We start from the raw sequence: 25,051 nt of genomic DNA, 5'->3' as shown, positions 1-25,051 counted from the left end.
CGTCCATGTGCATATTTGCACAACGATCGTGCATTAATTTGCGTTGGTGGTCAAAGCTTTCTTTGCTAGTCTCGAATAAAACCTGAATAAAGAAAATACGACGATCGATATTTTCTGAACACTGAACACAATAAAAATACGGCCTATGGAGAGGTTATGAACACAATCCAAAATATTCAATTGGAAACAGCCAAGTTACTCATTAACGGCAGTTTTATCGAATCTGAAACTCAACAATGGCAAGACATTATTAATCCTGCAACGCAGGAAGTGATTGGTCGTGTGCCATTTGCGACGGTACAGGAAGTCGATGCGGCAATTCAGTCTGCACAAGCAGCATTTGCGTCTTGGCGTCAGACCCCGATTCAGGCGCGTATGCGTATCATGCTGAAACTGCAAGATTTGATTCGTGCCAATATGAAGGAGATTGCACAGGTATTGACTGCGGAACAAGGCAAGACCTTGGCGGATGCAGAAGGTGATATTCAACGCGGTTTAGAAGTGGTTGAGCATGCCTGTTCAGTTGGCACCTTGCAAATGGGTGAATATGTTGAAGGTGTCGCACGTGGTGTTGATACCTATACCTTACAGCAGCCTTTGGGTGTGTGTGCAGGTATTACGCCATTTAATTTCCCTGCCATGATTCCGCTCTGGATGTTCCCAATGGCGATTGTATGTGGCAATACCTTTGTATTGAAGCCTTCTGAGCAAGATCCGCTTTCGACCATGATGTTAGTCGAACTTGCGATTCAGGCGGGCATTCCAGCAGGGGTGCTCAATGTGGTACATGGTGGTAAAGAGGTGGTTGATCGCCTGTGTACCCATGCTGATATTAAAGCGATTTCCTTTGTCGGTTCGACCGCAGTGGGCACACATGTGTATAACCTTGCAGGACAACATGGCAAACGTGTGCAGTCGATGATGGGTGCGAAAAACCATGTCGCGGTAATGCCTGATGCCAATAAAGAACAAACGCTGAATGCTTTAGTCGGTGCGGCATTTGGTGCAGCAGGGCAACGTTGTATGGCGTTGTCAGTTGCGGTGATGGTCGGAGACAGTAAACACTGGATTGCAGAGTTGGTTGAAAAGGCCAAAACATTAACTGTTAATGCAGGGCATGAACCGAATACTGATATTGGCCCTGTGATTTCAAAACGTGCCAAAGCGCGTGTACTGGATTTGATCAATAGTGGTGTTGAACAAGGTGCAGAACTACTGCTTGATGGCCGCGATGTTCAGGTACACGGTTATGAGTCAGGCAACTTTGTCGGGGCGACGATTTTCAGTGGTGTAAGTACGGATATGCGTATTTATAAAGAAGAAATCTTTGGTCCTGTGCTGGCGATTATTTGTGTCGATACGCTTGAAGAAGCAATTGCGCTGATCAATGCCAATCCATTTGGTAATGGTGTGGGATTATTCACCCAAAGTGGTGCGATTGCGCGTACTTTCCAGAACCTGATTGATATCGGTCAAGTCGGCATCAATATCCCAATTCCTGTCCCTGTACCGTTCTTCAGTTTTACGGGTTCTCGTGGTTCAAAACTCGGTGATTTAGGCCCTTACGGCAAACAAGCCGTGCAGTTCTATACTCAAACCAAAACCATTACCAGTCGCTGGTTTGAAGACAGTCATGAAGTGGGCGGTGTCAATACCACCATCAGTTTACGTTAACAAGGGGATCACGGATGAATATCGCCTTTATCGGTCTAGGCAATATGGGCGGCAGAATGGCCCACAACCTACTTAAAGCCGGACTTACCGTCTATGGTTATGACCTCAGCGAAGTGGCCATTCAGCACTTTGCCGAGGCAGGTGGCGTGGTGTGTGACAGCCCTCAAGCAGCGGCCAAACAAGCCGATGTGCTGATCAGCATGTTACCTGCGGCCAAACATGTTAAAGAGGTCTATCTTGGTGAAAATGGAGTACTTGAAGTACTGAAAACAGGCAGCTTATGTATTGATAGCAGTACCATTGACCCACAAACCATCAAGGACATTGCTGCGGTTGCCCAAAGTAAAAATATTCACATTTGTGATGCACCTGTTTCGGGTGGCACCATTGGTGCACAAGCGGGGACCTTGACCTTTATGGTGGGTGCCAATGATCAGACTTTTGATGAAGTCAAACCCGTACTCAGTCACATGGGCAAAAACGTGGTGCATTGCGGTGAGGTGGGTGCAGGTCAAATTGCCAAAATCTGCAATAACCTGATTCTCGGAATCTCTATGGCTGCCGTGGCAGAAGGCATGGCGCTCGGTGCCAAACTGGGCATTGATCCAAAAGCCTTGGCTGGGGTGATTAACACCTCAAGTGGTCGTTGCTGGAGTTCGGAAGTCTGTAATCCATGGCCACAGATTAATGAAAATGCGCCCGCTTCGCGCGGCTATCAAGATGGTTTTGCCACGCAGTTGATGTTGAAAGACTTGGGTCTTGCGGTAGAAGCGGCAGGGCAAGTCAAACAACCGATTGTGTTGGGTGGGATGGTACAGCAGCTGTATCAGCAAATGTGTATGCGTGGCAATGCGCATCTCGATTTTTCCAGCATTATTCAGCAATACCTGCCGCCAGAGGCATAACAGCTCAAGCCAAAGGATGGCTATCAAAAAATTAAACCCTGTCATGAATAACAATCAAACCAGACTGAGGGAACATAGATGTTGAATTATAAAGAGACGGTACAGGCTTTTGATTTGCAAAGTACAGCAACACAGATGCTGTCAGGTTCAGTCGATGCATTGAATGCCTGTTATGAATGTTGTGATCGCCATGCACAAAGCGACAAGATCGCATTGTATTGGCAAGGCAAAGATGGCCGAAAAGAACAGTATACCTTTCGCCAGTTACAGCAATGGTCGAGTCAATTTGCCAATTTCTTAAAATCGCAGGGTGTAAAAGCAGGTGATCGTATTTCAGGATTACTGCCAAGAACACCAGAGCTGTTGGTGACGATTTTCGCCGCTTGGCGAATTGGTGCGGTATATCAACCTTTGTTTACTGCATTTGGGCCAAAGGCAATCGAGCACCGTCTGCAACTGGCACAAAGTAAGTTGGTAGTGACGGATACAGGTAACCGCAGCAAACTCGATGAAGTTGAGCGTTGCCCCGCAATTGTCACGGTTGCAGATCAGCAAGCGACACCGTTAAATCCAGAAGACTTTAATTTCTGGGATGAAGTACAGCATCAACCTGAGCACTGTGACTTGGTGATGCGAACCCTTCAAGATCCATTTTTATTGATGTTTACGTCAGGAACGACAGGACCTGCAAAACCTTTAGAAGTGCCGTTAAAAGCCTTATTGGCATTTGCGCGCTATATGCAAGATGCGGTTGGTCTCAGAGAAGAGGATTCATTCTGGAATATTGCCGATCCAGGTTGGGCGTATGGCTTGTACTTTGGTATTACTGGCCCCTTATTCTTAGGGCATGCCATCTTGTTCTATGACGGTGGTTTTAGTACTGACAGCCTGTGTCAAATTGTGAAGGATTATCAGATTACCAATCTGGCAGGTGCACCTACGGCTTATCGCATGATGATGGCAGCAGACCCTGCCCAGATGGCCGCGCTAAAAGGCCAGTTCCGTGTGGTCAGCAGTGCAGGAGAGCCATTGAATCCAGAAGTGATTCGCTGGTTTAAACAGGTGTTGGATGCACCAATTTATGATCATTATGGGCAAACTGAAGTGGGCATGGTGGTGTGTAATCACCATGGTTTAAGCCATGAGGTTCGTGCTGGTTCAGCGGGTTTTGCCAGTGCAGGCTATCGTGTTGCCGTGGTAAATGAGCAAGGCGAAGAACTGCCTGCAGATACACCCGGGATTTTAGCGGTGGATATCAGCCAATCCCCGATGATGTGGTTTGGTGGCTATCATGAAACGCGTAAATCGCCTTTTATCGGTCAGTACTATTTGACGGGCGATACTGCCGAGTTGCATGCCGACGGCAGCATGAGTTTTGTCGGACGCAGTGATGATGTGATCACCACTTCGGGCTATCGGATTGGCCCCTTTGATGTGGAAAGTGCCTTACTCGAGCATGATGCGGTGGTTGAAGCAGCGGTCATCGGGGTACCTGATCCAGAGCGGACCGAGGTGGTGAAAGCCTTTGTGATTTTATCGGCAGGCATTCAGCCTTTAGAGCAATTGGCTGAGGAATTGAGTCAGTTTGTGAAAAAACGTCTGTCTGCACATGCTTATCCACGCTTGGTCGAGTTCGTCACTGAACTGCCAAAAACTCCAAGTGGCAAAATTCAGCGCTTTTTATTACGTAATCAGGAAATTGCGAAACAGCAAGCAAAGGCAGGGTAAGGAAGATAAGATGCAATTAACTGAAGAACAAAGCTTAATTCGAGACATGGCGAAAAGCTTCGCCCAAGAACAAATCAAGCCCAATGCCAGTGACTGGGATCGACATGGCACTTTTCCGAAAGCTGCACTGGCACAGATGGGCCAACTCGGCTTTATGGGCATGTTGATTCCTGAGCAATGGGGTGGTTCTGACACAGGTAATCTCGCTTATGTGTTGGCACTTGAGGAAGTGGCCGCAGCCGATGGTGCCACTTCAACCATCATGAGCGTGCATAACTCGGTGGGCTGTGTGCCAATTTTAAAATTTGGTAGCGATGAGCAGAAACAACGCTTTTTAAAACCATTGGCGCAAGGTGAAATGATCGGTGCTTTTGCCCTGACTGAACCGCATACTGGTTCAGATGCTGCAGCGATTAAAACCCGTGCCGTGAAAGATGGCGATGACTATATTCTCAATGGTGCTAAGCAGTTTATTACCTCGGGCGACAATGCTGGGGTGATTATCGTATTTGCCGTGACTGATCCCAGTGCGGGTAAAAAGGGCATTAGTGCTTTTCTCGTGCCACGTGATACAGCGGGATACGAAGTGATTCGGGTCGAAGAGAAATTGGGTTTACATGCCTCCGATACCTGCCAAATTGCCCTGACGGATGTGCGTATTCATAAAAGCCTGATGTTGGGTGCGGAAGGTGAGGGACTGAAAATCGCGCTTGCCAATCTGGAAGGTGGTCGCATCGGCATTGCTGCACAGGCGGTCGGGTTGGCACGTGCAGCATTGGAAGAAGCTACGCGCTATGCCAAAGAGCGTCTGACCTTTGGCAAACCGATTTTTGAGCATCAAGCACTGGCATTCCGACTTGCCAGTATGGCGACCGAGATTGAAGCAGCTCGACAACTGGTGCACTACGCTGCACGTCTCAAAGAAGCAGGGCAGCCTTGTCTCAATGAAGCATCCATGGCCAAGCTGTTTGCTTCAGAAATGACGGAACGCGTGTGTTCGGCTGCGTTACAGGTGTTTGGTGGCTACGGTTACCTCAAAGATTTCCCGATTGAACGCATCTATCGCGATGCTCGAATTTGTCAGATTTATGAAGGCACCAGCGATATTCAACGTTTAGTCATCGCCCGTAGCTTATAACCAGAGAACAAGGAATCCGTGATGCAGTGGCAAACCATTTTATTGGAAAAACGTAATGGCGTAGGGTTGATTACGCTGAATCGTCCACAAGCCTTGAATGCGCTGAATAGTGAATTAATTAGCGAAGTGAATCAGGCTTTAGATGAATTAGAAAAAGATCGTGAGATTGGCTGCATGGTGTTGGCAGGCTCAGAAAAGGCCTTTGCCGCAGGTGCCGATATTAAGGAAATGGCGGATCTGAACTTTCCCGATATTTATTTTGATGATTTTTTCCATCTTGCCGATCGTATCGCGCAACGCCGTAAACCGTTGATTGCTGCGGTCAGTGGCTATGCTTTGGGTGGTGGTTGTGAGTTGGCCCTGATGTGTGACTTTATCTATTGTGCAGACAATGCCAAGTTTGGTCTGCCTGAGGTCACTTTGGGCGTGATTCCAGGGATTGGCGGTACACAACGTTTAACCCATGCGATTGGCAAAGCCAAAGCCATGGAAATGTGCTTTACCGCACGGCAAATGGGCGCAGTCGAAGCTGAACAAAGCGGGTTGGTGGCACGTGTGTTTAGTAAGGAAGAATTGCTTGAACAAACCCTGCAAGCCGCAGAAAACATTGCTGCGCGCTCTTTAACGGCCAACATGATGCTGAAAGAAACCATTAATCGCGCCTTTGAAGTCAATCTGACCGAAGGCTTACGTTTTGAAAGACGGATGTTCCACTCCATTTTTGCCACATCGGATCAGAAAGAAGGCATGCAGGCTTTTGTGGAAAAACGTCAGGCGAAATTTAAAAACCGATAAGAGATCAACAACAATGAATATCGAAAATCAGTTAATGATTGAGCAAAAAGGTGGTCTTGGTCTGATTAGCTTAGATCGGGTCAAACATTTAAATGCCTTGTCACTAGAGATGATTGAGGGCATCTGTAGCCAACTGGAACTGTGGCGGTATGATGCAGCGATTCAAGCTGTTTTGATTAAATCGAATAGCCCTAAAGCCTTCTGTGCAGGTGGGGATATTCGCTATCTATATGATAGCTATAAAAATGATACGGCTGATTATAAAGGTTATTTTAGTGCCGAATATAAAATGCTGAACCTGCTGCGTGACTATGCAAAGCCTGTTGTTGTGATGCTTGATGGTTATGTGCTCGGTGGTGGTTTTGGGCTAGCACAAGCGTGTCATATTGTGGTGAGCAGTGAAAAATCTCGATTTGCCATGCCTGAAACAGCGATTGGCTTTTTCCCTGATGTCGGTGCGACCCATTTCCTGTCTCGACTGGATGATATCGGCGTTTATCTGGCCATTACGGGCGAGCAGATCAGTAGTAGTGATGCCCTTTATTTAGACTTGATCGACTATCACGTACCCAGTGACAAGTTGGATGCTTTGCAAGAGGCATTGATCAATGAGCCGAATTTAAGCAAACAGAATATTGAGCATATTGTTGCGTGCTTTATTACCCGACCTGCTGAAAGTGAACTGAAACAGTTGGCAGATGGTATTCGCAGACATTTCGGTTTTCAGCATTTGGACGAAATCGAGCAAAGCCTCGCGAATGAGCAGGATGAGCAATTGCAGCCTTGGGCAGAAAAAATGCTCAGCATCTTGCAGCAACGCTCATTCATTGCCAAACAAACCAGTTTGAAACTACAACATTTAGGCCGTGGTCTTTCCTTGCCACAATGTATGCAACTGGAGCGAGACCTACAAGATATCTGGTTTGAACACGGTGATTTTATTGAAGGAGTACGTGCTCTGATTGTGGACAAAGACAAACAGCCGCAATGGCAACAACGGAACCCCGAGCTGGAACAGATTCTGGAAAAACTCAGCTAAATCCAATCATGCATATTGACTCATAGAAGGAGTAGTAAAACGTCAGACATGCTGATGGTCAGGATTGATGATCAGCAAAAAAATATAAAACAAGAAAATCCAAGAAAGGAACAGAATGATGCAAAAAATACATGGATACGGTTCATCTGCTAAAAAGTCATCCCATCGATTGGCAGGTATCTCCAGTATGGTTGGGACTACCATTGAGTGGTATGACTTTTTTATTTACGGTGCAGCAGCAGCTTTAATTTTCAATAAATTATTTTTCCCCAATTTAGATCCGCTGACGGGTGTACTTGCGGCATTTGCCACCTATGCAGTGGGATTCATCGGGCGGCCATTGGGTGGTCTGGTGTTTGGGCATTTTGGTGATAAGATTGGCCGAAAATCGATGTTATTGCTCACCTTGATGTTGATGGGGATTCCAACAGTACTGATTGGTTTGTTACCCACTTATGAGTCGATTGGTTATTGGGCCGCCATCTGTTTGGTGATCCTGAGATTTATCCAAGGTATGGCCATGGGCGGTGAGTGGGGCGGTGCAGTGCTGATGGCGGTTGAACATGCGCCAGAAGGTAAAAAGGGCTTTTGGGGCAGCCTGCCTCAAGCCAGTACTGGCGGTGGGTTAATGCTCGCCTCAATTGCACTAGGATTGGTGTCTTTATTGCCTGAGCAGGCTTTGTTTAGTTGGGGTTGGCGGATTCCGTTTCTTGCCAGCATCGTGTTACTGGCAGTCGGTTGGTACATTCGAGTCAAAGTGCCAGAGTCTCCCGATTTTGAAAAAGTGAAGCAGCAGGCGGAAGAAGTTAAAGTCCCTGCTTTACAGGTCTTTAAAAATCATCCGAAGCAACTGATCACCATTATTGTGGCGCGTGCAGCTGAAAATGCATGGTTTTATATTGCCTCGACCTTTACTTTGGCCTACACCACCACGCAATTAGGGATTGCAAGACAAGAGATCCTATTTGCCACCATTTGTGGGGCCATTGTGATTATGTTTATGACCCCATTATGTGGACATTTGTCCGATAAAGTCGGTCAGCGCAATATGTTTATGTTTGGCCTATGTGTACTGGCGTTGTATAGCTATCCATTCTTTAGCATGCTCAATACCAAAGACCCTGTGTTGGTCTGGACTGCAATCGTGTTGGCGATCGGGGTGGTTTTCCCGATTATGTATGCACCACAGGCACAGCTTTTTGCCCGTCAGTTTCCCGCAGAAATTCGCTATAGCGGTATCTCGATTTCGGTGCAGTTGGCGGGGGTATTGGGTGGTGGACTAGCGCCGTTGATAGCGACAAAGCTACTCAGTGTCGGTGGCGGCAGCCCACATCTGATTATGATCTATATTGGCAGTATGGCGGTGATTGCGATTATCTCGACCACTTTTATGCCACGGGATGGACTGCTGGCGGGGATGCAAACCGAGCGCAAAAAAGCAGTCAGTGTGCAAGCCAAAGTCACAGAACCGTCTTAAGGATAAGAAATGAATCTGAAAAGGTGCTTGTTTATCATTAGAAGCACCTTTTTCTTTGAAGGCTTTAAAAGGTTCCACGTGGAGCATCAAATATTTAGGTATCAGAAACGGGTTGATTTTTAAGCTTTGTTGCAAAGTGTATTTATTGGGGCTTATTTAAATTGAAATGCGCTAGTATTTCGAGTGAGTCCATAACATAGAAAGGATGATCAGAATGAATACCGTTGCTGAATGGGTTAAACAGGCAAAATTGGAGATTGAAAATCTGAGCCCAGATCAAGTTGAACAAGAATTGGCCTCAGGACAGGCAGTTTTGGTTGATGTGCGAGACGCAGAAGAGCGTGTTGCTGGAACAATACCAAGCGCGTTGCATATCTCTCGTGGCACTTTAGAATTCGCTGCTGATCCGAGTAGCCCACTGTATAAGTCTGAATTACAACCGAATACCAGAACCATTCTACATTGTGCGGGTGGTGGACGTTCGGCGTTGGCAGTAAAGACATTACAGGCATTGGGATATCGTAATGTAGCGCATTTAGAGGGCGGCTTTAAAGCATGGGTAGAGGCGAATAAACCCGTGATTTAAAAATATAGATTAAACTAAAGCACAAGAAAAAAGCCCTAATCTTTCGACTAGGGCTTTTTTGAATCTGGAGCGGGAAAGGAGACTCGAACTCCCGACCCCAACCTTGGCAAGGTTATGCTCTACCAACTGAGCTATTCCCGCTAATTGAGCAGTTTTTACGAAAACTTACACTAAAAAATTTGAGCGGGAAAGGAGACTCGAACTCCCGACCCCAACCTTGGCAAGGTTATGCTCTACCAACTGAGCTATTCCCGCATGCCGTGTATAATACATTATGCAAAAATAGGGTCAATAATTTTATGCAAAGAAATTGATTATTTGCATAAAATTAAAGCATTTTCATGCAAAAAAAGCATGGGGAAGCAAATTTTTGTACAAAAGTTTCCCTCAGATTGCGCTCATGTATACTAATGAGCTATCTCAATCTGACCTTACAGAGTGACTGATGAACTTAGAACAACAGTTGATTGAACATTTAAACACGCTTGCACCTACCCATCTTGAAGTGATCAATGAGTCGGCAGGGCATGGCGGATATTTCCCAGGTAAAGAATCACACTTTAAAGTCATCGTGGTAAGTGATGAATTTCAAGGATTACGTTTAGTACAACGTCATCAAAAAATTTATGCTGTTGCAGCAGAGTTGATGAGTCCCGGTCGAATCCATGCACTTGCGATTCATGCTTATGTACCGAGTGAATGGCAAGGTCAAGCACCTGCCAGCCCTGAATGTGCACATGCACCAAAAGGCTAAGGATCAATGATGGATATTCATTTACTCACTAAAATTGTGCATATGTCCGCAGTGAGCTTATTGATCATTGCTTTTGTATTACGTGGTTCAACACTCTTTGTTGGTGTACAAGATCAACAACCCAATCCAAAAGCACGTAAAGGCTTGGTGGGATTACAACATCTATCTTTGACCTTAATTATTGTGACGGGTGCGGTTTTACTGTTCATGAATAATTTTGAGGTGCAGCCTTGGTTCTATGCCAAAGTGATTTTATTTTTTGTGTTGTGGTCGTCTTTGATCAAAACCTATAAAAAGGGCAGCAGCATTTTATTGGAACAACGCCGTGCAGGATTACTCATCGGGACGGTGGCGATGGTGGGGATTCTTGGTTTGGTGATGATTAAGCCTGTTTTTGCCTGATTGTTCGACACATTGTTTGAGTAATTGTTTTGTCACTAGGTTAAACTGCGTGCAGTTTACAAAAATATTATAGAGGGAAATCATGTTAACGCGTGTGGTGTTTAACCAAAAAGGTGGTGTGGGGAAATCAAGTATTACGGTCAATCTCGCTGCGATTAGTGCGAAACAGGGATTTAGAACCTTGGTGATTGACCTTGATCCACAAGCGAATTCAAGCCAATACCTTTTAGGTGAAGATGCAACCTATTCTGCGGATAAAGCAGCTTTAGAGCCAAACATTGAAAACTTCTTTGATGATATTTTAGGTAGTACGCAGCAAAAGGGCTTGATCGGCAATGCGATTGGTTCAATCCTGAAAGCACCACGTGGCAAAGGTTTGGACAGCTATGTCCACCGTTCTTCTTTTGACAATCTGGATGTGATTCCAGCAAGCCCAAGCCTAGGCGCATTGGAGCATGCACTGGAAAGTAAGCACAAAATTTATAAATTACGTGATTCGATCCAGTCTCTCAGTGCGCGCTATGACCGCATCTTTATTGATACGCCACCCGCGTTTAACTTCTTCACTTTATCTGCATTAATTTCAGCAGATCGCGTGCTGATTCCATTTGATTGTGACGTGTTTTCAAAACGTGCGTTACAAACTTTGATTGAAAATGTGCTCGAAACCCAAGATGATCATAATGATCGCTTGGAGATTGAGGGAATTGTGGTCAATCAGTTCCAATCTCAGGCAAAATTACCTCGTGAAGTGGTTCAACAGTTAAAAGATGAAGGTTTGCCTGTGCTGGATAGCATGTTGCCGCCATCGATCTTGATGAAAGAATCACATCAAAAGAATTTACCCTTGATTCATTTGGCATCTGACCATAAATTGACCGTCGCTTATGTGACCCTGTTCAATGAGATTGAATCAAAGAAATAAGAGAATCTTATGAAACGCTTATATTGGATGCCTGTTTTGGCTGCAAGCATGTTATTGGGTGCATGTGCATCAACGGTTAAGCCAGCTTATGTATCGCCGACACAATATCAAGCACTGAATTGCCAGCAGTTGCAAGCCGAGTACAACCGTATTCAGCTCTATATCGAAAATGGTGTGCAAACGCCAAAACGTACAGGTGTGGGTGTCGGTCTTGGCCTTGGTGGTGGCTGGGGCAGAGGCGGTTGGGGCTTTGGTCCATCGATCTCGGTCAATATGGGACAGTCGATGAATACCAAAAATACCGAACTTGCTAATGTATTAGGCCAACAAGATGCGATTGTACAGGCAGCAAAATTTAAAGGTTGCCCAATCATTGTAAAACAACGCCCAAAATCGTAAATTTTGAGAACTGATCGTCATCGCACAAGATGGCGTTCAGCAACTAAATTATAGCAAAATGTTTCAAAATAAAATGATAAAAATCAAATAATTGAATTGGTAATGCCTCGTAACTTACTGATTTATCTCGTCCAGTCACACTGCTAAAATTTGTGTTTTTGCCCTAAATTCGTTTAAGGTGGCGCCCATGTATAGTCGTTCGGTATGTATATGATTGAGAGTTGGTTTTTTGTTTTGGCGATGTTGGCGGTATTGTTAATACCAGGTCCGACCAATGCTTTGCTTGCCAGTGCAACACATCAACACGGTGTACCAAAAACGATGACTTTTATCCCAATTGAATGGTTGGGTTATCTGTATGGCATTAGTTTATGGGCGCTTTTCATTCATTTATTTGATCCGATTTGGCCCGCAATTGGCGCGATTCTACATACGCTCAGTTTGCTCTACGTGCTGTGGATGGCATTCCATCTGTGGAAAGGCTCACACCTACAAAAATTAGATCAGCATCACCAACATATTCGTAAAAGACAGTTATTTCTCTCAACCCTCAAAAATCCGAAAACGGTATTGTTGGCTTCTGGGATTTTTCCAGCTGAAACATGGAACTCGATTGAGCAAGCCGTGCTGGTTTTTGCGATTTTTAGTCTTATTCTGATTCCAGTCAGTATTTTTTGGATGCTATTTGGACGTGCTTTACTGGCGGGAAGTTTGGTTGGAATCAAAGCCGATCATCTATATAAAGGATCGGCCATGTTATTACTGATTTGTATGCTGCCCATGATCTTTCGTTTGTTTTAGACCAAGCTTCAATTTATTAGGCTTTGGCGCCCTTCATTTTCTGGCGAATAAATCCAATCACACCCGGTAATACACTGATAATAATGATACCGAAAATTAAATGGGTAAAATTATCTTTTACGATTGGCATATTCCCGAATAAATAGCCAAGGGTAATGAAAGATGCGATCCAGCAGAATGCACCTACTACGTTATAAGTCAGGAAGTACTTATAGTTCATGCTACCCGCACCCGCCACAAAGGGAGCGAAGGTCCGTGCAAAAGGAATGAATCGAGCGAAAATAATGGTTTTACCACCGTGACGCTGAAAGAACGCTTGGGTTTTAATCAAATGTTGTTTATTGATAAAACGTGAATTGGTTTCAAATACGCGTGGACCAATATAGCGACCAATATGATAGTTTAAGGTGTCACCTAAAACGGCAGCGATAAATAATAGAATGCCAAGCACCCATGGATCCATTGCGCCTGTAGATGCTGCTAATGCACCAGCAGCAAATAACAAGCTATCTCCTGGTAAAAATGGCATCACCACTAAACCAGTTTCAACAAAAATAATTAAGAATAAAATGGCATAAATCCAAACGCCATAATTGGTAATAAATTCTAAAAGGTGTTCGTCAACGTGCAGAATAAAATCAATGAGTTCCATGAAGGTGTTAACACTATGAATGTGGACTAAATCCTAGCAGTGCCTCTGTAGAAAGTCAGTATAAAAAGCAAATTAATTGGTAACTTTTCAGCATGGATGAGGAGAGGTAGGAGACCCGAAAAATATTTTTATTGTTGCAAATAAGGAACGATATGTTAACTAAATTAGTGTTTATTGCAAAATTAAAGACGCATAAACTGCTAGCATGTTAAAAAACAAACAGTGTGGAATTGATTATGTTTAATCCGAATGTTGTTGTAAAAAATATCGTAACACAGTCTGGCGTGGCTAATGTTGTCACTTTGATTGCTCGTTTGTTATTGGCTTATATTTTTCTTGTTGCAGGGTGGGGCAAGATTGTAGGCTATGCGGGTACAGTGGGTTATATGGAATCCATGGGTGTTCCGGGTGCTTTATTACCTTTGGTGATCTTGGTTGAGTTTGGTGGTGGCTTGGCTCTACTATTTGGTTTCCAAACACGTTTTGCATCTTTGGGTTTAGGGCTTTTTAGTATTATTACGGCCTTTATCTTCCATAGCGGTGCAGAAGATGCCATTAACTTTATGAAAAACTTTGCGATGGCGGGCGGCTTCTTTATGCTGATGCTCTATGGCGCAGGTCGTATCAGCCTCGATCATCTGATTGAAAAATAATAAGCTCATGAGAGATTGCCCCGCGCTCAGTCGCGGGGAATTCGTATGTCTCTACTCGCTTACTTACAAACTGAAGCCGACAGCCGTGCTTATTTCTGTTTAGATCATAAATGGTTAAAACAAATAGGACATGAAAATGAAAAAAATGTTGATCGGTTGTGGGTTGGTGGTCGTTACAGGTTTATCGAGCCTAGCATGGGCCGGTAAGGATGATCATGTATTGGTACAGGAAGCGACAAAGAATGTGGTGACGGTAAGCCAAGTCGCGAAATTGGCCGATGAAACCGGTGTCACTCTGACGGGCCAGATTAGCAAACACTTGAAAAGCGACCATTATGAGTTTAAAGATTCGAGCGGTACGATTAGCGTCGAAATTGATGGTGATATTTGGCGTCAAGCAGGGCTAAAAGTGGGTGATCATGTACGTTTAGTGGGTGAAGTGGATACCCATCGCTATAAACCAACCGATATCGAAGTGATTAAAGTTGAAAAATACACGCATCGATAAGCGCATAAAAAAGGAAGCATGAGCTTCCTTTTTTTCTTTTTAGATGAAAGTGTTAGAGCATGAAATGAATCTGCATTTCCCCGACGAGGAAACCCAGCACAGCACCGACAATAATCAATGACCATTCATCTTCTTTGAAGGCAGGACGTAGCATGCCTTCGAACTCTTCTGGACTCAGTTTCTGCATACGCTCAACCAAGGTATTCCGCACATTCATCGCATCTTCAGCATAAGACTCCACATAGCGCATGGTGTCTGGAAGTTGCTTGAGAATACGCTCTGCCACTTCGGCTTTCAGGTTTTGGTATTTTTCACCGCCAATCGCATAGACCACTAATGGACGCACAATACCGGCTTGTAAATCAATTTCCTGTTTGACTTGGCGGCTGACTAATTCAATCACTTTGTCTGAATGTGTGCCTGAGAATAGTTCTTCCATCATATTACGTGAAGTCAGCAACTGTTTGGAAATGAGTGCGGCATAATCCGCAGCCACTTCATTTTGGCGTTTAATGAATAAACCTTGCCATGTGTAACCCATAATCTTTTTCGGATACAACGGTCGGAACATCATTTGCAAGGCCATCCAGTCGCTAAAGAAGCCGACAAAGCCACCAAACATCGGCAGCATCCATGGGTATTTACCTTGGGTCACGATCCAGCACAGCATTTGTACCACACCAATCGCAAAACCAAACACGAAACCGACATTACTAAAGAATTTGAATTCCTGTTTGCCGACTTTCTTAAAGATTTCGTTGAGCAGGCGTTTGTCTTTGAGTAGGTTGTTGACCACCATATGTTTGATGTCGAAGTACTTGGCAACATCTTTCTGTACTTCACTCATAATATGTTCAACAATTTCTGGCGCTTTGGCTTGAACACGTTTAATCAGTTTTTGTCGTGCAAACTCAGGCATGCCTTCCCATAGGCCAGGTTGGTATTGTTGTGCCACTTCTCGGGTAATGTCCTCAGCGGCTGCCATCAATGGTTTTTCAATTTCTTGGGCAATCCGTTTGGGATCGAGTCGGGCAAAAATTTCTTCGGGTTTAATCAGCTTGGAGGTCATCAACTCCACTGCTGTGGTGGCCATCTTCTCTGCTTTACGGGGAACAATCCCTTGCCATCCGAGTGGAAGACCAAATAATCGCAATCCTTTAAATTCAAGTGGCGAAAACATCATTTGAATAGCAATGACTTTGGTCACATAGCCAATAAAGCCACTGATAAAGGGGATTGAAATATATAACCAGAAATTCTGTTGAAAATCCGCAATCATTTCTTGAAACATTATTTTATTGGTCCTTCAAGTCCTAATTGTTGCTCGTGGTCGGGCAAGCGCTAGATGATAGTGAAATATTTTCGGCCATTGGTGAAACACCACGACCCTTAATTTTTTGAGTTACCCTTTTATTTTTCCTTTGAATCAGGACATCACAATCGTATAAAAAGGCAACGATGCTGTCGATTGAATACCTTTCCGTGGTAGTACATATCTTGACTCGTCATCTTAGCACCAATTTTTGCTTTATGTTGAGCAGAATGGGCAAGAATTGTTGATTAAACTCTCCTTATTTTAGCTTTTGCGGTTTAATTTTAGTTTAAATATCAGTGTCGATTGCTCAATCCAATGAAAAAACAAGATAGATGATGAATTGCGATGCGTCAAAGCGTGAAAAATGTTAGAATGTGGCGCTTAATTCATTTGCCTTTAAGATGAACCATGACGACCAATACTCAAATTACTGAAGATCGTATCCTTATTCTGGATTTCGGCTCTCAATATAGCCAGCTCATTGCACGTCGTGTGCGTGAAGCGGGTGTCTATTCTGAAATGTATGCATTCGATATGTCTGAAGAAGACATTCGTGCGTTTAATCCGAACGGGATTATTTTGTCAGGTGGCCCTGAGAGCGTACATGAAGAAGGCAGCCCACGCGCGCCGCAAGTTGTATTTGAATTAGGCGTACCAGTGTTGGGTATTTGCTATGGTTTACAAACCATGTCTGAACAACTTGGCGGTAAAGTAGAGCCTGGTACAGTGCATGAGTTTGGTTATGCAGAAGTAGACATTCTAGTACGTGATCATTTGATTGGTAACTTGCAAGATCGCGAGAACCAACTTCATGTATGGATGAGTCATGGCGATAAAGTAAGTGCGATTCCGGAAGGTTTCCAAGTCACTGCAAGCACACCTAGCTGTCCATTTGCTGCGGTGAGTGATGAAACACGTCGTTTCTATGGCGTTCAGTTCCACCCAGAAGTGACTCACACGGCAAAAGGTGCTGAATTACTGTCGAATTTCGTACATCAGATTTGTGGTTGCCGCGGTCTTTGGACACCTGAACACATTATCGACTTACGCGTAGAACAGTTACGTGCACAAATTGGCGATGAAAAAGTTCTATTAGGTTTGTCTGGTGGTGTGGATTCATCTGTGGTTGCTGCGTTATTGCATAAAGCTATTGGCGATCAGTTGACCTGCGTATTTGTAGATAATGGTTTACTTCGTTTAAACGAAGGCGATCAAGTGATGCAAATGTTTGCAGAAAACATGGGGATCCGTGTGATCCGTGCTGATGCTGAACAGCGCTTCTTAACTGCGTTGGCAGGTGAAGTTGATCCTGAGAAAAAGCGTAAAATCATTGGTCGTGAGTTCATCGCAGTTTTTGCCGAAGAAGCGCGTAAACTTGATGGCGTGAAATTCTTGGCACAAGGTACGATTTATCCTGACGTAATTGAATCTGCTGCAAGCAAACAAGGTAAAGCACACGTGATTAAATCACACCACAACGTGGGTGGTTTACCTGATGACCTAGAGTTTGAATTGGTTGAGCCATTACGTGACTTGTTTAAAGACGAAGTACGTAAATTAGGTACAACAATTGGTTTACCGCATAGCATGATTTACCGTCATCCGTTCCCAGGTCCAGGTTTGGGCGTGCGTATCTTGGGTGAAGTGAAAAAAGAATATGCTGATATTCTTCGTCTTGCTGACGACATCTTTATGCAAGAACTGCGTGACAGCGGTTGGTACGATAAAACTGCACAAGCATTTGCAGTATTCCAACCTGTAAAATCAGTGGGTGTTGTTGGTGATGGTCGCCGCTATGCATGGGTGATTGCACTTCGTGCCGTAGAAACCGTTGACTTTATGACAGCACGCTTTGCACATCTTCCATATGAATTGGTTGATAAAATCTCAACCCGTATCATGAACGAAATTAAAGATGTTTCACGCGTCGTCTACGACGTGTCATCTAAACCACCAGCAACGATTGAGTGGGAATAAGACCAAGGGCAGGATGAGAATCCTGCCTTTTTTATGTGATTGACAAAGAGGTCAAGCATGTCCGAAACCTTGCAACTCGAACAGTTAACAGGATCTTTACAGCAGCTTTTGGGTGAGTCCCTGTTTGCCATTTATCTGTATGGATCAGCCGTTGATGGCGGGCTAGGTCCAGAAAGTGATCTGGATGTTTTGGTTGTGGTGAGTCAAGCCCTGAAACTCCAGCAACGACAACAACTGGCAGAAACCTTATTACACATTTCGCATCCGATTGGTGCTGCACAACGTGCACTTGAAGTCACCATCGTACGCAAAGATCATATTGTTTCAGGAAGTTATCCACTCAGTTACGAACTACAGTTCGGGGAGTGGTTGCGGGATGAGTTAAGCCAAGGTGCTATACTTAGCGAACATGCAGACCCAGATCTGAGTATTTTGCTGAAGAAAGCACAAATGCATCATCGTACTTTGTTCGGACCAAGCTTGACACAGTGGTCAGCTGAGATTCCTGTACAGCAACTCTGGCAGGCGATGGCAGACACCTATCCATCGATTGTGGCGCATTGGGATGAGGATGCCGATGAACGTAATCAGATTTTGGCCTTATGCCGTATTTATTTTAGTTTGGTGACGAATGAGATTGCACCTAAAGATCAGGCTGCACAATGGGTGGTTGCTCAGTTACTACCGCAACATCAGCCTGTTTTGCAGCGCATGATCCAAGAATATAAAGGTAAGATTGGCAAGCAAAATTGGCAACAACAGCATCAGGCTTTAGGCCCTGTTGTTGATTTTCTCAGTATGAAAATAAAAGTGCTTTTAGAACAAAAAATACATAAATAATAAACAGTAAAGGACATTGCTTGGGTTGTTGCATGGATAAGACTTAGTATTGCAAGAACAGACTATTCAAGTAGGCGTGATTAGACCTAACATCAGTCTATGACTAAACCCTGATGGGGAGTGCCTTTTGAATCAGATTGTTGAAATGCAAACTTATATCGCAGTGGTTGAAGCAGGCAGTATTACCCATGCAGCGAAACGTTTGGGCATTACCAAATCGGTGGTGAGTCAACGGATTCAACAATTGGAACAGCGTTTATCTGCCGCACTGATTCATCGTGGTCGGAGTATGTTACTCACCGAGGCTGGGCAGGAATTTTATCGGCAGTCGACCAAGATTCTGGCGGAGTTAAGTGATTTGGAAGCGTCCATTAGTGCTCGGCATGAGCATTTAAGTGGCAGTTTTCGTTTATCGGTACCACAAGCATTTAACATTCAATTTCTCGCGCCTTATTTGGCGGAATTCATGCAGTTGTACCCTGAGCTCAAGCTGGATATTGAGTCGAGTGATCAATTCGTCAATTTGAATAATGGTCATTATGATGCAGCGATTCGGATGGGGGAGCTACCTGACTCCAACCTGATCAGCCAGAGCATTGCACCGAATCATCATTATATTTGTGCAAGTCCAGACTACTTAAAAGTACATGGAAGACCAACACATCCGAATGAGCTGTTGCGCCATCGTGGTCTGTTGTACCTGCCTCGGGAACCGCACGGCATGTGGCAACTCCCTGTCGCCGGTATGAAGGCATTCTTCCGAATTTCACCTTATCTACGTACAGATAGTGGTCATCAATTATTGGAAGCTGCCAAGCTGGGCTTGGGGATTGCGATTTTACCAAGCTTTCTTGCCGCAGACGCCATTTGCCAGCAGCAACTCAAGGTGATTTTGCCTGAGTTCTCACCTTCGGGAGGCAATATTTCTGTGGTTTACCGCTTGTCGAATCGAGCTTCACCTAAAATTCAAGCTTTGGTTGATTTTCTATCCACAAAAATTGGTCATCCTGCACCTTGGGATAGCCAGATTCAGAACATTTTGCGGCAGTCGTCCTAAGGGAATGTTCGGAAAAAGCGAATCATAGTTTTGTTTTTTGTGGTCTAGCGAACAAAAATCATCATTTGGTAGGGTGTTTGCCTCGCTTTAACCCTTGTTGATATCGGGTGATCTCAGAAGATCGAGAATTCAATCCGCATTTACGCTAGCGATGAATTGCCATTACAAGTCGAACCCATGAATCCAAAGTAACTTGCAAGTGTGGTTTAGAAATAGCATGGGTTGCAGTCTGGCACTTACTTAGATTGTTGATTGTGTGAGTGAAATATGATGGTGAACACGCTAGCAAACCGATATTTGATTGAGGACTCAGCCGATCTTCTCTTATTTTCATTTTAGGATGTGCAGATGAATAGACTAGCTAAAAACTGGATTAATGGTGAGTGGGTGGACTCTCATCAGCATATACAGTCGATTAATCCAGCAACATATGAAGTGATTGGTCAATATGCCAATGCGACGGTAGAGCAGGCGCAGAGTGCCATATTGGCCGCAAAGACTGCATTTAAAGAAAACGATTGGAAGCGTGACCGTCGGTTACGCGCAAAAGTACTCAATGAAATGGCTGATGCTTTTGAACGCCATGCAGATGAGTTGATTGAGATCCTTGCCACTGAAAATGGAAAAATTAAAGCAGAAGCCAGCTTTGAAGTGACGATGGTTCCTGCCAAATTACGTTATTACGCGGCATTAACCCTGACCGAGTACGGTCGAGCATTAGAACCAAAGCCAGGCAGCTATTCCATGGTTTTGCGTGAACCAATGGGTGTATCTGGCATTATCGTACCGTGGAATTCTCCAGTGGTTTTAATGATTCGTTCACTGGCACCTGCATTGGCCGCGGGCACCACAACAGTCATTAAGATGCCCGGTCAAACTGCACAAACCAATGCTGTGATCTCCCGAATTTTTTCTGAGCTTCCTTCATTACCACAGGGTGTGATCAATCTTTTTAGTGAGTCGACTGGAGGTGGAGCACGCCTATTGGTTGAATCTGCAGATGTTCCTGTGATTAGCTTTACCGGCAGCACGGCAACTGGTAAGGCCATTTCGGCAACAGGTGCACAACATCTGAAACGATTTGGCTTAGAGCTGGGGGGTAAAACGCCGATGATCGTGTTTAAAGATGCTGATCTCGATCTGGTCTTGCCGAAGTTAGAAAAAGCGCTCACCATCTTCGCTGGGCAGTTCTGTATGACCGGTTCACGTTTATTGGTGCAGCGTGAGCTCGCTGATGAACTAAAACAGAAACTGGCTCAGCGCTTGGAAGCGGTTAAAGTTGGCCCTGCTGCTGATCCAAGCAGTGATATGGGACCATTGATCGACAAAAATAATGTAGCACGAGTCGATGCGGTGGTTGAAAAAGCGATTGCCGAAGGAGCGACGGTCATTGTTCGTGGTGGGCCGATCACTGAGGGTGAGTTGGCGAAAGGGGCTTTCTACCGCCCAACCTTGCTTGAAGTGAATGATAATTCGATGGACATCATTCAGGAAGAAACCTTTGGGCCAGTGCTGACTTTACAGGTGTTTGATACGGAAGCGGAAGCGATTGCGCTCGCCAATGACAATCAATATGGTTTAGCGGCTTCAATCTGGAGTCGTGATGTGGAGTTACCATTGCGGGTGGCGACGGAAATGGAAGCGGGTACGGTTTGGATCAATGATTGGGCTGTGGTTTATGATGAGTTTGAGGAAGGCGGTTTCAAAAATTCTGGACTTGGCCGAATGAATGGTATGGCGGCGATGGATGACTTTATTGAATATAAGCACATTACCATTTCAACCGGTATTTCTAGAGCGGAATAGGTGTTCTGTTCGTCATTGAATCAGATATCAAATAGCGCATCGATTTCGATGCGCTATTTTATTTTAACCCTGCTCTAAGCATTAGGCCGAGAACAGTTTAAAGCAAATTTGCCTTAACCACTGATTACTTGGGGTCTGATGGACACGTGAATGCCAGTGTTGTTTGACACTGAATTGAGGGAAATTATAAGGCGGTTCAAAAGTTTTGAGTCCACCTTGGGTCATAAACACCTGCGCCAGATAGTGAGGGATTGTCGCAATGGTATCCGTATCTCGGACAATCAGACCAACTCCCAAATAGCTCGGTAAACGTACCAGAATATTTCGATTGACGCCGTGTTTTTGCAGCTCATGTTCCACCACATAATGTCCCCCAGTCGCCAAGATATCGACATGTAATTCCTGAGCGAACTCCAACGCAGACAGGCTGGTTCCTGTCAGTCTCGGATGCTGTTGACTGGCGATACAGGTGTAATGTTGCTGAAACAGGGTTTGTTGGTAAAAACCAGCTTCCAACTGAGGCAGAAATCCAATGGCAAGATCAATATCCCCATTCGACATCATTGGTGCGGTTTGGCTATCAATCGGTAAAATTTCCAGACGAATTGAGGGGGCATGCTGGCGCATGTAATTCATTAGACGTGGTAAAAATACCAAATGACTGATGTCGGTCATGCTGATACGGAATTGATAAGTCGAAGTCTGTGGATCAAAGTCAATATTGTAATTCTGGACTAACTTCAAGCGGTTTAAGATTTCTACCACCATCGGATAGATCTGTTGAGCAAGCTCAGTGGGCTGCATTTTATTTTCAATACGCACAAACAGTGGATCACGAAAATGTGCTCTGAGTTTATTCAGTGCAATACTCAAGGTGGGTTGACCAATACCAAGCTGTTCCGCTGCTTTAGAAATACTTTTGTGCTGATAAATTTCAAAGAAAATTTTCAGCAGTCTTGTATCCAGATCAAACATGTCGATGAACTACCGTATTGATTTTATCAATACAGCCTATTGTTTTTTGTGCATAGATTCAACACATCCTGATTGCTACATTGAGCCAACACCGAATATTGATGAAATTATCGTCATTAGTATTGTGCTCCATGGGCAGAAAAAGGAATGACATATGGAACAGTTAGGCACGCTCGAAGAGCTACCAGAACGTTATCGTGAAGAACTGAATGCATCCAATCTGGTGCCATTGTGGCCCAATCTAAGAAGTTTTATTCCACCTCATAAACCAAGACCGCAAACGGTTGCAACGGCTTGGTATTTTCAGCAAATCAAACCACTGTTGTTAGAAGCAGGTGAGTTAACACCGATTGAAAAGGCAGAGCGTCGTGTCTTGGCACTCGCCAACCCTGGTCATGGTTTGGAGAATATGAAAGTCAGCCCAGCCATGTATTTAGGTATGCAATTGTTGCTTCCGCAAGAGTGGGCGCCTGCACATCGACATGCACCGAATGCGGTGCGCCTCATTGTTGAAGGAGAGGGTGCCTATACCACGGTCGAAGGGCAAAAATGCATTATGGAACATGGCGACATGATCCTGACGCCTTCTGGTTTGTGGCATGAGCATGGGCATGATGGTGATCAACCTGTGATCTGGATGGATATCCTAGATTTACCGCTGGTTTACTACATGGAAGCCTCTTTTGTTGAAGAGGGTCGCCGTCAGGAAGTGGATCGGATTAATCAAGGTTCTACGCCTCAATATGCAGCGGGTATCGTGCCTACACCACATTTTAATCGTGAAGATGCGCCTTATCCGATGATGCGTTATGCCTGGAAAGACACCAAAAAAGTATTGGATACCTTGGCTGAAAAAGCTGGCTATCAGGACCCGTTACAAGTGGCTTATGTCAATCCTGAAACAGGTAAAGACTGTCAGAACATTCTGGGTTATTCAGCTTTACTTCTGCGTCCGAATGAAACGCTGTCTTTGCCTTTGCGTTCCACTGCACAGGTCTTTCATGTCATTGAAGGTGGACTGACCATTCAGATTGATCAACAGGACTTCCATTTAACCCAAGCGGATACCGCATGTGCACCATGTTTTGCTGCTATTGATTTAATCAATACATCTGCGCAGCCATGCTATGTGTTTATTGCCGATGAGGCACCTTTGCAACGTAAATTAGGCTTGTATTCGGTACGTGAACGCCATGCTGAAGGAGTGAGCCCATGAAACTGTATGGATTTTTCCGTAGTGGCACCTCGCACCGTACCCGCATTGTACTGAATCTCAAGGGTTTGGATTATGAGGCGAGCTATGTATCGCTGGCGAAAAATGAGCATCATCAAGCTGCTTTTCAAAGGCTAAATCCACAGGGTTTTGTTCCCGTCTTGGAAACGGAGGCGGGGATGCTGTTACAAAGCCCTGCCATTATCGAATGGTTAGAACAGCAATACTCTGAGCCTGCTTTGCTGCCAGCAGATGCGTTGGGTAAAGAGAAAGTACGTGCCATTGCAGCCTTGATCGGATGCGATATTCATCCCTTAAACAATAAGCGTGTACTGGAGTATTTACGCCAGCTTGGACTGGATCAGCATCAGATCAATGCTTGGTGTGCCAAGTGGATTCAGGATGGTTTTTCAGCCTTAGAGCAGATATTGGCTGAAGATCCAACTCGGGAAAAGTTCTGCTATGGCAAGCAAGTCAGCATTGCCGATGCGTATTTGATTCCACAAGTGGTATCGGCACAACGCTTTCAGGTCGACCTGTCGGCTTATCCTCAAATTAATGAAATTTATCAGCATTGTATGACCCTTGACGCATTCCAGAAAGCTGCGCCTGAACAGCAGGCCGATGCGTTTTAAGGCTCTGATTTAACTTATATCAACAAGGAATATGCCATGACTTTTATTTTCCAGCCAATGACACCCGCGGGCCTGTTTATTCATGGCTCAGATCAGCAATTTCCAGTACGTCGTGTCTATTGTGTCGGGCGTAACTACGCTGCCCACGCACGTGAAATGGGCTTTGATCCAGATCGTGAACCGCCATTTTTCTTTTGTAAGCCGAACGATCTAGAGTCGATCGTACCCGTTAATCAGGATGCAGTAGATCTTCCTTATCCAACCGAAACCTCAAATTATCACTATGAAATTGAGTTGGTGGTGGCGATAGGACGCGATGCTAAAAATGTTTCGGTCGAAGATGCCGTAAATTACATTTATGGTTATGCAGTTGGTTTGGACATGACTCGCCGTGACTTGCAAATGAGTATGCGTGAAAAGGGGCGTCCATGGGAAATTGGCAAAGCATTCGATTTTTCTGCGCCGATTGGCCCCATTCACCCGATGACGGAAACTGGTGAAATCAATCAGGCTGATATTCATTTGACCGTGAATGGTGAAACGGTACAACGCAGTGATATCACCCATCTGATCTGGTCAGTTGCTGAAACCATTGCCAATCTGTCGACCTTATTTGAACTGAAAGCGGGTGACTTGATCTTTACAGGTACGCCTGAAGGGGTCGGTGCTGTGGTGCGAGGTGATGTGATGCGTGCGGAGATTACAGGTCTAACAGGTATCACCGTGAATGTGAAATAACTCACTTGATCTGAGTGGTTTAAACAGGTGCTCAAACTGAACAATAAATAGAGTTGAGC

The 25,051-nt window shown here is 44.7% G+C and carries 25 protein-coding genes and 2 tRNA genes; 22 read left to right on the top strand and 5 right to left on the bottom strand.

The genetic code is table 11. The features are described 5' to 3' along the window. Positions 1–156: 156 nt before the first annotated feature. From F885_RS06190 to F885_RS06225, 8 genes are all read left to right on the top strand, one after another. Positions 157–1,674 (top strand): CoA-acylating methylmalonate-semialdehyde dehydrogenase, encoded by a 1,518-nt coding sequence (locus tag F885_RS06190; RefSeq protein WP_005319795.1) that lies wholly within the window; start codon positions 157–159, stop codon positions 1,672–1,674. A 14-nt stretch (positions 1,675–1,688) separates the two neighbouring features. Continuing rightward, entirely contained in the window at positions 1,689–2,579 is an 891-nt protein-coding gene (gene mmsB / locus F885_RS06195; RefSeq protein WP_005319793.1) for a 3-hydroxyisobutyrate dehydrogenase, read from the top strand. A gap of 78 nt (positions 2,580–2,657) precedes the next feature. Next, complete coding sequence (locus F885_RS06200) at positions 2,658–4,307, top strand: AMP-binding protein (RefSeq protein WP_005319790.1); 1,650 nt, start codon at positions 2,658–2,660, stop codon at positions 4,305–4,307. Positions 4,308–4,317: 10 nt separating this feature from the next. Next, positions 4,318–5,445 (top strand): acyl-CoA dehydrogenase family protein, encoded by a 1,128-nt coding sequence (locus F885_RS06205; RefSeq protein ID WP_005319787.1) that lies wholly within the window; start codon positions 4,318–4,320, stop codon positions 5,443–5,445. 21 nt (positions 5,446–5,466) lie between these two features. Beyond that, positions 5,467–6,240, top strand: coding sequence for an enoyl-CoA hydratase (locus F885_RS06210; protein WP_005319785.1), 774 nt, complete (start codon positions 5,467–5,469; stop codon positions 6,238–6,240). A 13-nt stretch (positions 6,241–6,253) separates the two neighbouring features. Further along, entirely contained in the window at positions 6,254–7,279 is a 1,026-nt protein-coding gene (locus F885_RS06215) for an enoyl-CoA hydratase/isomerase family protein (protein ID WP_005319783.1), read from the top strand. 118 nt (positions 7,280–7,397) lie between these two features. After that, positions 7,398–8,756, top strand: a complete 1,359-nt coding sequence (locus F885_RS06220; RefSeq protein WP_005319781.1) for an MFS transporter — start codon at positions 7,398–7,400, stop codon at positions 8,754–8,756. A 214-nt stretch (positions 8,757–8,970) separates the two neighbouring features. Further along, a complete protein-coding gene (locus tag F885_RS06225) occupies positions 8,971–9,342 on the top strand; it encodes a rhodanese-like domain-containing protein (protein WP_005319779.1) in 372 nt (123 codons plus the stop codon). A gap of 65 nt (positions 9,343–9,407) precedes the next feature. Here F885_RS06225 and F885_RS06230 read toward each other — a convergent pair. Continuing rightward, positions 9,408–9,483, bottom strand: a tRNA-Gly gene (locus tag F885_RS06230). Positions 9,484–9,524: 41 nt separating this feature from the next. Then, positions 9,525–9,597: transfer RNA gene (locus F885_RS06235), tRNA-Gly, on the bottom strand. A 190-nt stretch (positions 9,598–9,787) separates the two neighbouring features. Between F885_RS06235 and F885_RS06240 the strand changes: the two genes are divergently transcribed. From F885_RS06240 to F885_RS06260, 5 genes are all read left to right on the top strand, one after another. After that, on the top strand, positions 9,788–10,096 hold the full coding sequence (locus F885_RS06240) for a BolA family protein (RefSeq protein ID WP_005319777.1): 309 nt from the start codon (positions 9,788–9,790) through the stop codon (positions 10,094–10,096). Positions 10,097–10,105: 9 nt separating this feature from the next. Then, entirely contained in the window at positions 10,106–10,498 is a 393-nt protein-coding gene (locus tag F885_RS06245) for a SirB2 family protein (RefSeq protein WP_005186574.1), read from the top strand. Between the two features lie 82 nt (positions 10,499–10,580). Continuing rightward, positions 10,581–11,423 (top strand): ParA family protein, encoded by an 843-nt coding sequence (locus F885_RS06250; RefSeq protein ID WP_004801912.1) that lies wholly within the window; start codon positions 10,581–10,583, stop codon positions 11,421–11,423. Between the two features lie 9 nt (positions 11,424–11,432). Next, a complete protein-coding gene (locus tag F885_RS06255; protein WP_004801913.1) occupies positions 11,433–11,822 on the top strand; it encodes a hypothetical protein in 390 nt (129 codons plus the stop codon). Between the two features lie 210 nt (positions 11,823–12,032). Beyond that, entirely contained in the window at positions 12,033–12,623 is a 591-nt protein-coding gene (locus F885_RS06260; protein ID WP_005319775.1) for a LysE family translocator, read from the top strand. A gap of 16 nt (positions 12,624–12,639) precedes the next feature. Here the strand turns inward: F885_RS06260 and F885_RS06265 are convergent, their stop codons facing one another. Then, positions 12,640–13,275 (bottom strand): DedA family protein, encoded by a 636-nt coding sequence (locus tag F885_RS06265; RefSeq protein WP_005319773.1) that lies wholly within the window; start codon positions 13,273–13,275, stop codon positions 12,640–12,642. A gap of 236 nt (positions 13,276–13,511) precedes the next feature. On the opposite strand from F885_RS06265, the gene F885_RS06270 reads away from it, so the two are divergent. Continuing rightward, entirely contained in the window at positions 13,512–13,928 is a 417-nt protein-coding gene (locus F885_RS06270; protein ID WP_004801921.1) for a DoxX family protein, read from the top strand. Between the two features lie 136 nt (positions 13,929–14,064). Beyond that, positions 14,065–14,436: a NirD/YgiW/YdeI family stress tolerance protein gene (locus tag F885_RS06275; protein WP_005319771.1), complete on the top strand. Its 372-nt coding sequence runs from the start codon at positions 14,065–14,067 to the stop codon at positions 14,434–14,436. Between the two features lie 52 nt (positions 14,437–14,488). Here F885_RS06275 and F885_RS06280 read toward each other — a convergent pair whose 3' ends face one another. Further along, a complete protein-coding gene (locus F885_RS06280; protein ID WP_171061146.1) occupies positions 14,489–15,715 on the bottom strand; it encodes a DUF445 family protein in 1,227 nt (408 codons plus the stop codon). A gap of 444 nt (positions 15,716–16,159) precedes the next feature. On the opposite strand from F885_RS06280, the gene guaA reads away from it, so the two are divergent. From guaA to F885_RS06300, 4 genes are all read left to right on the top strand, one after another. Next, positions 16,160–17,728, top strand: a complete 1,569-nt coding sequence (gene guaA, locus F885_RS06285; RefSeq protein ID WP_005200744.1) for a glutamine-hydrolyzing GMP synthase — start codon at positions 16,160–16,162, stop codon at positions 17,726–17,728. 57 nt (positions 17,729–17,785) lie between these two features. After that, positions 17,786–18,568 carry an ANT(3'')-II family aminoglycoside nucleotidyltransferase gene (locus F885_RS06290; protein WP_005319767.1) on the top strand — a complete coding sequence of 261 codons (783 nt, stop codon included), beginning with the start codon at positions 17,786–17,788 and terminating at the stop codon, positions 18,566–18,568. 127 nt (positions 18,569–18,695) lie between these two features. Continuing rightward, complete coding sequence (locus F885_RS06295; RefSeq protein ID WP_005319765.1) at positions 18,696–19,625, top strand: LysR family transcriptional regulator; 930 nt, start codon at positions 18,696–18,698, stop codon at positions 19,623–19,625. Between the two features lie 348 nt (positions 19,626–19,973). Further along, the gene (locus tag F885_RS06300) at positions 19,974–21,431 is read left to right on the top strand and encodes an aldehyde dehydrogenase family protein (protein ID WP_005319763.1); all 1,458 of its coding nucleotides are present in this window, start codon (positions 19,974–19,976) and stop codon (positions 21,429–21,431) included. An 81-nt stretch (positions 21,432–21,512) separates the two neighbouring features. Here the strand turns inward: F885_RS06300 and F885_RS06305 are convergent, their stop codons facing one another. Further along, the gene (locus F885_RS06305) at positions 21,513–22,406 is read right to left on the bottom strand and encodes a LysR family transcriptional regulator (protein ID WP_005319759.1); all 894 of its coding nucleotides are present in this window, start codon (positions 22,404–22,406) and stop codon (positions 21,513–21,515) included. Between the two features lie 154 nt (positions 22,407–22,560). Here F885_RS06305 and F885_RS06310 point away from each other — a divergent pair, with 154 nt between their 5' ends. The 3 genes from F885_RS06310 to F885_RS06320 are packed head-to-tail and all read left to right on the top strand — an operon-like array spanning position 22,561 to position 24,992. Further along, the gene (locus F885_RS06310) at positions 22,561–23,622 is read left to right on the top strand and encodes a cupin domain-containing protein (protein ID WP_005319756.1); all 1,062 of its coding nucleotides are present in this window, start codon (positions 22,561–22,563) and stop codon (positions 23,620–23,622) included. Further along, positions 23,619–24,254: a maleylacetoacetate isomerase gene (gene maiA / locus F885_RS06315; RefSeq protein WP_005319754.1), complete on the top strand. Its 636-nt coding sequence runs from the start codon at positions 23,619–23,621 to the stop codon at positions 24,252–24,254. Before F885_RS06310 ends, maiA begins: the two co-directional genes overlap by 4 nt. Before the next feature lie 36 nt (positions 24,255–24,290). Then, entirely contained in the window at positions 24,291–24,992 is a 702-nt protein-coding gene (locus F885_RS06320; RefSeq protein ID WP_004801930.1) for a fumarylacetoacetate hydrolase family protein, read from the top strand. Positions 24,993–25,051: the final 59 nt, after the last annotated feature.

Origin of the sequence: Acinetobacter higginsii (genome assembly GCF_000369845.1) — a bacterium.
GTDB classification, from domain to species: Bacteria; Pseudomonadota; Gammaproteobacteria; order Pseudomonadales; family Moraxellaceae; genus Acinetobacter; species Acinetobacter higginsii.
This window is presented reverse-complemented; position numbering and strand designations above follow the sequence as displayed.